The sequence below is a fragment of the Streptomyces sedi genome (assembly GCF_006335015.1).
Taxonomy (GTDB): Bacteria; Actinomycetota; Actinomycetes; order Streptomycetales; family Streptomycetaceae; genus Streptomyces; species Streptomyces sedi.
This window is the reverse complement of sequence record NZ_VDGT01000022.1, coordinates 105489-113796: the sequence shown is the minus strand read 5'-3', so window position 1 is coordinate 113796 and position 8308 is coordinate 105489. Positions and strand designations below refer to the sequence as shown.

General features: G+C 71.7%; 8 protein-coding genes. 2 read left to right on the top strand and 6 right to left on the bottom strand.

All coding sequences use genetic code 11. From position 1 onward, the window contains the following. Positions 1-286: 286 nt before the first annotated feature. Complete coding sequence (locus FH715_RS23925; RefSeq protein WP_139648774.1) at positions 287-880, top strand: Eco29kI family restriction endonuclease; 594 nt, start codon at positions 287-289, stop codon at positions 878-880. Positions 881-1179: 299 nt separating this feature from the next. Here FH715_RS23925 and FH715_RS23920 read toward each other — a convergent pair whose 3' ends face one another. The 3 genes from FH715_RS23920 to FH715_RS23910 form a co-directional block, all read right to left on the bottom strand. Next, entirely contained in the window at positions 1180-1557 is a 378-nt protein-coding gene (locus FH715_RS23920) for a thioredoxin family protein (RefSeq protein WP_139648772.1), read from the bottom strand. A gap of 10 nt (positions 1558-1567) precedes the next feature. Further along, on the bottom strand, positions 1568-1975 hold the full coding sequence (locus tag FH715_RS23915) for a MerR family transcriptional regulator (protein WP_139648770.1): 408 nt from the start codon (positions 1973-1975) through the stop codon (positions 1568-1570). 99 nt (positions 1976-2074) lie between these two features. Continuing rightward, positions 2075-3055, bottom strand: coding sequence for a glycosyl hydrolase (locus FH715_RS23910; RefSeq protein WP_139648768.1), 981 nt, complete (start codon positions 3053-3055; stop codon positions 2075-2077). 290 nt (positions 3056-3345) lie between these two features. On the opposite strand from FH715_RS23910, the gene FH715_RS23905 reads away from it, so the two are divergent. Beyond that, positions 3346-4506, top strand: a complete 1161-nt coding sequence (locus FH715_RS23905) for a pyridoxal phosphate-dependent aminotransferase (RefSeq protein ID WP_139648766.1) — start codon at positions 3346-3348, stop codon at positions 4504-4506. Between the two features lie 95 nt (positions 4507-4601). Here the strand turns inward: FH715_RS23905 and FH715_RS23900 are convergent, their stop codons facing one another. The 3 genes from FH715_RS23900 to FH715_RS23890 are packed head-to-tail and all read right to left on the bottom strand — an operon-like array spanning position 4602 to position 8286. Beyond that, a complete protein-coding gene (locus FH715_RS23900; RefSeq protein ID WP_139648764.1) occupies positions 4602-6554 on the bottom strand; it encodes a DUF2264 domain-containing protein in 1953 nt (650 codons plus the stop codon). Then, complete coding sequence (locus tag FH715_RS23895; RefSeq protein WP_139648762.1) at positions 6551-7426, bottom strand: carbohydrate ABC transporter permease; 876 nt, start codon at positions 7424-7426, stop codon at positions 6551-6553. Before FH715_RS23895 ends, FH715_RS23900 begins: the two co-directional genes overlap by 4 nt. Then, positions 7423-8286: a carbohydrate ABC transporter permease gene (locus tag FH715_RS23890; RefSeq protein ID WP_246108934.1), complete on the bottom strand. Its 864-nt coding sequence runs from the start codon at positions 8284-8286 to the stop codon at positions 7423-7425. Before FH715_RS23890 ends, FH715_RS23895 begins: the two co-directional genes overlap by 4 nt. Between the last annotated feature and the right edge of the window lie 22 nt (positions 8287-8308).

Sequence of the window (8308 nt, the reverse complement as noted above, 5' to 3'; positions counted from 1 at the left end):
TCACTCCCGCAGCCAGGCCTGTGATCCGCCGATTACTGATGATCACCGCACGCGTTGAGTTCCCCACCACCTCACCATGATCAACCCTCCAGGCTCGACGACCCCTGCCTACCGTGCACGAGCTCGTTAGAGTGGCCATCCGCACCACGAGAAGCCGGTCAGGGGAGGGGACACGTCAGTGTCCGATGGACTTTTTGAGTCGCAAGGTCAGAAGCGGTCGCCACGAGGAGGCTGGAGACGGGACGCAGCGCGTCCCGATCCCTACGATCCGCTCAAGCTGGAGAACTTGGGGCGAAGCATCGAGGCAGAGATGCTACGGATGCGACCGAGACCCATCACGAACGTCCCCCCGATGTACGGCGCTGGGATCTACGCGATCTACTACGTGGGCGACCACGAGCTCTACCAGGAGATCGCCGATGAGTGCCGCACGCCTATCTACGTCGGAAAGGCGGCGTACAAGGGCGGACGCAAGGGGCTGACGACATCTGAGAAGGATCAGGCCCCGTTGTGGACGCGCATAAACGAGCACCGAGTATCGCTGGAGCACGCTCACGATCTGGACGCCGAGGACTTCCGCGCCCGGTACCTCGTCGCTGAGGAATTCTTCGTAACCTTGGCAGAACAACTCATGATCCGACAGTTCCGCCCAGTGTGGAATACGCTCGTAGATGGGTTCGGCAACCACGCCCCGGGCGGCAAGAGGACAGCCCAAGCTCGGCCGCCCTGGGACGAGCTCCACCCCGGTCGGCCGTGGTCCACCCCGGATCGCATGCCCACGCCAAGCAAGCAGTCTGCCGCCGAGTCCCGGAAACGCGTCCTGGCCCATTGGAGGCTGCGAAGGGAGACGCCCGTCGTTCCAGGCATCCCGATGGATTGAGGCCGTTGCGCTACCGCGGCGGAGTGCGACAGCCACCATGCCTTCGAGGGCCGACTTGCCAACTCAGATGACCTGGCCTAACCGCCCCGTCCGTAGAACGCACCGTGGTCACTTCTCGACTGTCTGGAGTAGTGCGGCCGTGGCGTGGGGGCCGGTGCCGGCCGGACGGAGCGGTCGGCGACATGGGCGAGCGTTCCGTCCTCGCACGCCAGGGAGCCGTCAGGGCGCGCAGCGTCAAGGCGGTGTCCTTCGGGTCGTCGCCGCCGGATGGCCGAATACCCGCGGGACGCGACGGGGGGCTACGCGGTGGCGCGGCCTCGCTGGGCGGTTTCTGGTGACAGCACGTCGGCCAGTTCCTCCGTCAGGCGGGCCTTGGAGCGGGCGCCGACGAGGGAGCGGATCGGTTGGCCGGCCTGGAAGAGGAGGAGGGTGGGGGCGGCGAGGACGCCGTAGGTGGTGGGGGTTTCGGGGTTGTGGTCGATGTCGAGGGTGACGACGCGCAGGGTGTCGGGGTGTTCGGCGGCGAGGGCGGTCAGGACGGGGGCCAGCATCCGGCACGGTGGGCACCAGTCGGCGGTGAAGTCGACGAGCACGGGGAGTTCGGAGGCAAGGACCTCCGAGGCGAAAGTGGCGTCGGTGACGGGGGTGACGGGGGCGACAGGGATGGGGTGGGGCATGGCGGGCCTCTCAGTGTGGGTGGGAGGGGGGTGTGAAGACGCAGGCGGGGGCGGGGGCGGGGGCGGTCGCGGCCTCGGCGTGTTGGAGGCGGCTGCGGACCTCGTCCCTGACCTGGGTCAGCTCGGCTATGACGGCGTCGAGTTCGGCGAGCTTGGCGCGGTAGGTGGCCAGCGAGGCGGGGCAGACGTCGCCGCTGGGGTGGCCGGCGCGCAGGCATTCGACGAAGGGGCGGGTCTCCTCCAGGCCGAAGCCGAAGTCCTGGAGGACGCGGATCTGCCGCAGCAGTCGGAGGTCGTTCTCGTCGTAGTCGCGGTGTCCCCGGTGGTCACGGCGCGCGGGGAGCAGCCCGAGTGACTCGTAGTGGCGCAGTGCGCGGGGGCTGGTGCCGGCCAACGCGGCCAGTTCTCCGATGCGCATGGGCTCCCCTCGGCCGTCGTGGCGACCGGCGGCGACCGGTCGTCCACGACGGTAGGCCCTGACGTCGGTGTCAACGCCAGCCCCCGGTGGGTGGGAGCGTCAGGCGAGGTTCGTGATGCGCGGGTGGTGGTAGAGGGCGCGGATGGCGGCGTCGGTGTTGCTGTCGGTCACGACGTCGGGCCAGGCCAGGAACCAGGTCCAGTGCGGCTGCTCGGCCAGCACCTCGGGCGTCGGCAGGTCGCCGACCTCGCCGAGGCCGAGGGGGCGTCCCTCGGCGAGGGTCAGCAGGTTGGCGTGGTGTTCGGGTTCGTAGTGGTTCTTGTAGGTGTCCATGGCCAGCACGTCCACGACGTCGTGGCCCGGGTAGTAGGGGGCGAACGGTGCGGCCTCCCCGTAGGCGGCGTTGGGGCTCCAGACCCACAGGAGGTTGCGCAGCCCGTGGTGGTGGACCAGCCGGTCGAAGAGCTGGCGCCAGAGGGCGACGAGGCGGGTGGGCTGGGCTCCCCACCAGAACCAGGGGCCGTTCATCTCGTGGTACGGCCGCCACAGCACCGGCACGTCGGCGTCGGCGAGTTGGCGCAGCACGGCCGCCGCCGTGTCGACCTGGGCGCACCAGCGGGCGTGGAGCGCGGTGCCCGGTTCCAGCACGGAGTCGAAGTCCGCCGGGGCGAGGTCGCGGATGATCCCACCCTGGAACTCGACGGGTTCGTCGTCGGTCGGGCAGACGGAGTGCCAGGTGTAGGTGATGACCGCGCCGCGCCGGTGCCAGGCGATGGCCTGCTCGGCGTTGGCCTCGCGGCGGTCGACGGCGTCGAGGGTGCCCGGCGCTGAGAAGCCGATCTCGCCGCCCCAGACGGCGGGGACGTGGTCGGTGATGCCGGTGAGGCGTTCGGTCCAGGCGGAGCCGTGGCGTGGCTGGTTGTGCTGGCCGGAGAGGGTGGTCTCGCCGGTGGCGCGGTGGAGGCGGTCGAGCAGCCGGCGGGCGGCCGGGGTGGCGTCGGGGGTGACGGGCGGGAACGGTGCGGCGGTGGACTGTGCGGCGCTGGACTGTGCGGCGACGGGCGGCTGTTGGGGTGGCATGAGGGCACGGTACCGGCGCTGAGCTGGGGTGACGAGGGTCGGTCCGGGCCGCGGGGCCGGGGAACGGACGGCACGCGGTCGGGAGCCGGCGCGTGGCCGGAACCGGGCGGCCTGAGGAGGGAGAGTGGGCCCGAGCGCGTGGTCGGCCACCTGCCAGTCCACGGTCAACTCGCGCTGGTCAAGGAGAGTGAGGCAGAAATCGACGCCCGGTCAGTCCGCGCGCTGGGTGCGGTGGATCTCCCCATGATGTGATGGATCGCGCCAAGCATCGTCGATGGAGGGGGCCATTGATGCCCGTCAGCAGGCTGCGCGACATCCCGGGGATCGGGGTGGACGCGCTCGGGGACCGGGCAGACGCCCTGGCCGACCCCGAGCTGTTGCGGCTGGAGAATCTGGACACCGATCTGCGACCGCCGCACGCCGCGGTGGTCGCCACCCACCAGGCGATCGACCTGGACTCCGCCAACAGCTATCTGCCGTTCCAGGGCAGCGGCGAGCTGAGGCGGGCGGCGACCGCCCACGTGGGCAGGATCGCGGAACGTTCCTACGACCCCGAGACGGAGTGCGTCTCGGTGGCCGGCGGGCTCAACGGGGTGCTCAACGCGCTGCTGGCCACCGTCGAACCGGGCGACGAGGTGGTGCTGACCGACCCGGTCTACGCGGGGCTGGTCAACCGGGTGCGGCTGGCGGGTGGCGTGCCGCGGTTCGTGCCGTCGCGGCCGACGCCCGGGGGCTGGCGGGTGGAGCCCGAGGAGTTGGCCGCCGCCGTCGGACCGCGCACGGCCGCCGTGTTGCTGATGAGCCCGGCGATGCCGAGCGGGGAGCTGTTGGGCGCCGAGCACTGGGCGGCGCTGGCCGAGCCCTGCCGACGGCACGGCGCCTGGTTGATCTACGACGCGGCGATGGAACGCGTCCGCTTCGACGGCCTGCCGCCGCAACACCCGGCCGCCGAGCCGGGCTTGGCGGAACGCACCATCACCGTCGGCTCCGCCTCCAAGGAGCTGCGGATGATCGGCTGGCGGGTCGGCTGGGTGGTGGGCCCGGCGGAGATCGTCGCGGACATCAGGATGGTGGGGTTGACCAACGTGGTCGCCCCGGTGGGGCTGGCCCAACGCGCGGTGGCTGAGGCGCTGACCGCGCCGGACGCGGACGCCGACGTGGCGGCGGCGACGGACGAGTGGCGGCGGCGGGCCGAGACGGTGGTCGCCGAGCTGGCCGGCTATCCGCTGGTCCGGCCGGGCGGCGGCTGGTCGTTGCTGGTGGACGCGGATCAACTGGGCTTTACGGCGAGCGAGTTCTCCGAACGCCTGCTGACCAGGGGCAAGGTGGTCGCCACCCCGATGGACGGCTGGGGCCCGAGCGGCGGGCGTTACGTTCGGCTCGTCTACTCCAACGAGCCGGTGCACCGGCTGACGGGCCTGGCCGAACGGGTCAGGTCCGCCCTGCTGTGACCCTGACGGTGCGAGCGGTCGGCCGGACGGGGTGAACGGGCCGCGCGCGGGGGGCGCGGGGAAGTTCCCCGCGCCCCCGGCGTGCGTTCTGCCGTTCACTCCCCCAGGGGCACCGTCGTCTCGCCGCCGTCCGGCCAGCGGACCTGGGCGGTCTCCGCGTCCGGGAAGCTGACCGAGGGGGCGGGCGGCAGCCCGGCGTCGGCCTCGGTGCGGCCGAGGAAGACCGCCACCGCGTGTAGCTGCCCGGCGCCCCGGTAGGCGGGGGTCGCGCTGTGCGGGCCGAGGGCGTTGGTGCCCTCGGAGCGGTGCACCGTGATCTCGCCGCCCGCCGGGTGCAGCGGAAGCAGGGCGCTGGTCAGCCCGTCGGCGCGGCGCACCACACCGCCGGCGGAGGCGGCCGGCGGGAGGTCGTCGGCGAGTGCGTGGCCGCCGACCAGCAGCCGGTGGTCGCCCGCCGGGTGGCCGACGCGCGCCAGCCGCACCTCCCACGGGCCGCGCACCGCGGACGCCGTGGTCACCCAGGGGCCGCGCGCCCACCCCAGGCTGTCGGCGGTCTCCTCGTCCGGCCAGTGCGCGCGGTGCCGCGAGACGGCGAACTCGTCGGTGAGGGCGAGCCGTTGGAACGGGCTGCGGTGCGCGGGAACGCCGTCCGCGTCCAGCGGGGTGACCTGGCCGTCGTAGGCCACGCCGTCCCGCGCGTCGCCGTCCCGCTGGTGGATGTCGCGCCCGGCGGCGGGGGAACGGGTGGCGCCCAACTCGGGCCCGGTGTGGGTGGAGTAGGCGACGCGGGCGTAGAACGGGTCGTCGCGGCCCGGCTGGTGCGGCGGGGTGTGGTCGGTGCCGTGGTTGGCGACGCGGACGACGCCGTCGGCGCGGGTGCCGGAGGCGAGCCAGCCGGGCACGGGCAGGGCGCGGGTGAAGTCCCCGCGTTCGACGGGTGACTCCTCCTCGGTGGCGGCCCACACCGGGTGGTCGGCGGGCAGCAGCAGGCCGGCCATGCCCTTGCTGGCCCAGTAGGGCGAGGCGGGGCCCGAGTAGGTCTGCCGCACCGGCTCGAAGCGGTGGTGCCAGCCGAGGGAGAGCACCCCTTCCTCGGCGGTGGCGCCCCGGTCCACGAAGTGGCGGAGCATCCCGGAGGCGATCCGCCGGGTGCGTCCCGGCGGCAGCGGCGAGGCGTCGAAGACCGCGCCGGTCCAGAACGGCGCGGCGGCGGCGAACCGGTAGGTGAGCGAGCGTCCCTGGAAGAGCGGCCCGCCGTCGGCGGCGACCAGGTGTTCGGCGTCGGCGAGGAAGGCCCGCAGCCGCGCGCGGTACCGCTCGGCGAGCCCCGGCTCGGCGTCGGCGCCGGAGATCCGGGTGTACCAGAGCGGGTAGAGGTGCATCGCCCAGGCGTTGTAGTAGTCGAAGTTCCGGAACTGGCCGCGCTGTTGGGCGCCGTCGGTGTACCAGCCGTGGCCGGCGTACCAGCCCTCGGTCTCGTCGATGGCGTAGGCGATGTCGCTGGCCTGGTGGGGCGCGCCCACGGAGCGGAGGAACGCGGCGACGGTGGCGCGGAACCACACCCAGTTGTTCTCCGGGACCCAGACGTCGGCCATCTCGGACAGCCAGTCGACCGTCCGTTCCTGGACCTCGGCCGGCAGCCGGTCCCAGAGCAGCGCGCGGGTCTCGTGGAGGCCGAGGGCGACGGAGGCGGCCTCGACCCTGGCCTGCGGGATGTCCAGCGGGCGGGGCCAGGCGTGGGGGTGGGCGGGGTCGGTGCCGGCGGCCAGGCCCTCGGCGTAGGGCGCCAACAGCTCGGGCGCGCGCGGGTCTTCGAGGTTGGCGCCGCCGGTCCGGAACGCGGCGAGCAGGAACGTCCTGGCGTAGCCCTCAAGCCCGTCGCTGTGCTTGCCGGAGCGGCTGGGCGGCCCGGGGAGGTGGATGAGGGAGTTGCCGGGGGTCGCGTGCGGGCGCACGGCGGCCAGCAGCCGGTCGGCCGTGGCCAGCCAGTCCGCCCTGGTCCAGCCGGTGTGGGGGGAGAGTTCCGGGTCGTGGTGCGCTTCGGTCACTTGATGCCACCTTCGGTGAGTCCGGCCCGCCAGCGCCGCTGAAGCGGGATGAACAGCAGGATCAGCGGAATGGTGGCGACGGCGGAGCCGACGACGACCATCCGCGTGTAGTCGGGGTTCTGGTCGACGGCGGTGTTCCAGACGAAGAGTCCCTGCCCGAGGGTGAAGAGGTCGTTGTTGGTGATCATGACCATGGGCAGGAAGAAGTTGTTCCAGATCGCGATGAACTGGAAGAGGAAGATCGTCAGCGCGCCCGGCCCCATCAGCCGCAGCCCGACGGAGAAGAAGGTGCGCAGCTCGCCGGCGCCGTCCATGCGGGCCGACTCCAGCAGCTCGTTGGGGATCGCGCCCGAGGAGTAGGCGCGGGCGAGATAGACGCCGAACGGGTTGACCATGACGGGGATCAGCACCGACCACATGGTGTCGGTCATGCGGATCTCGGACATCATCAGGTACATCGGCACGACGATGGCGGTGTGCGGGACCAGCACGCCGGCGATCACCAGGCCGTACCACTTCTCCCGGCCGGGGAACTCGAACTTGTCGAAGGCGTAGCCGGCCGCGACCGACACCAGTGTGGCGACGGCGGCGCCGCCGAAGGCGTAGACGGCGGTGTTCAGCAGCCAGCGGCCGTAGAGCCCGCCGTCCTGGGTGAAGAGGTCGCGGACGTTCTCCCAGACGTGGAAGCCGGTCGAGGGCGCGAAGCCGTTGCTGCCGTAGAGGTCGGGCAGCGACTTGGTGACGCCGAAGAGCAGCCAGACCAGCGGCATCAGCGTGTAGAGCGCGGCCAGCGCGCACAGCAGGGTGGCAAAGGAACGCCGCATCCACCAGGCGCGGTCGCCGCTGCCGACCTGGGTTCCCACGGTGCTCATCGCAGCGCCCTTCTGTTGGAGATCTTGGTGACGGTGAAGGACAGCACGCCGGCCAGGACGGCGACGAGCACGGAGACCGTGGCCGCGTAGTGGTAGTCGTTGGACTGGAAGGCGGCGGTGTAGGACAGCATGTTGGGCGTCCAGGTGCTGCTCACCGAGCTGTTGCCGGAGGCCTGGAGGATGTACGGCTCGGTGAAGAGCTGGAGCGAGCCGATGATGGTGAAGAGCGTCGCGACCATCATCGCGGGCAGCACCTGCGGCAGCTTGACGCGCAGCCCGATCCTGGCCTCGCCCGCGCCGTCGAGCCTGGCGGCCTCGATGGTGGAGCGCGGGATCGCCTGGAGCGCGACGAAGATCAGCACCACGTTGAAGCCGAGGTTGCTCCAGACCGCGATGTTGACCAGGGAGAAGAGCACGGTGGCGCCGTGCAGGAAGTCGACTTCCCAGCCGAGCACTTCCAGCCCGTCGATCACCGGGCTGAGCCCCGGGGTGTAGAGGTAGAGCCAGACGATGGAGGCGATCAGGCCGGGGACGATGTGCGGCAGGAAGAGCACGGTCTGCCAGGTCTTGCGGAACGCGGTGACCGCGCTGTCCAGCAGCAGCGCGAAGACGGAGGCGAGCGCGATCAGCAGCGGCACGTAGATCAGGCCGTAGAGCAGCACCCGCCCGACGCCGGTGAGGAACTCGCTGTCGGTGAGCGCCCTGCTGTAGTTGTCGAAGCCGGCGAAGACCTTCTCCGGCCCGTCCCAGCCGATGCCGTCGAAGCGCTCGCGGAAGAGGCTGAGGCCGAACGCGTAGAGGATCGGGCCCAGATAGGTGAAGGCGAAGAGGAAGAAGAACGGTCCGAGCAGGAGCAGCACGCTGGAGCGTCGTCTCCCGCGC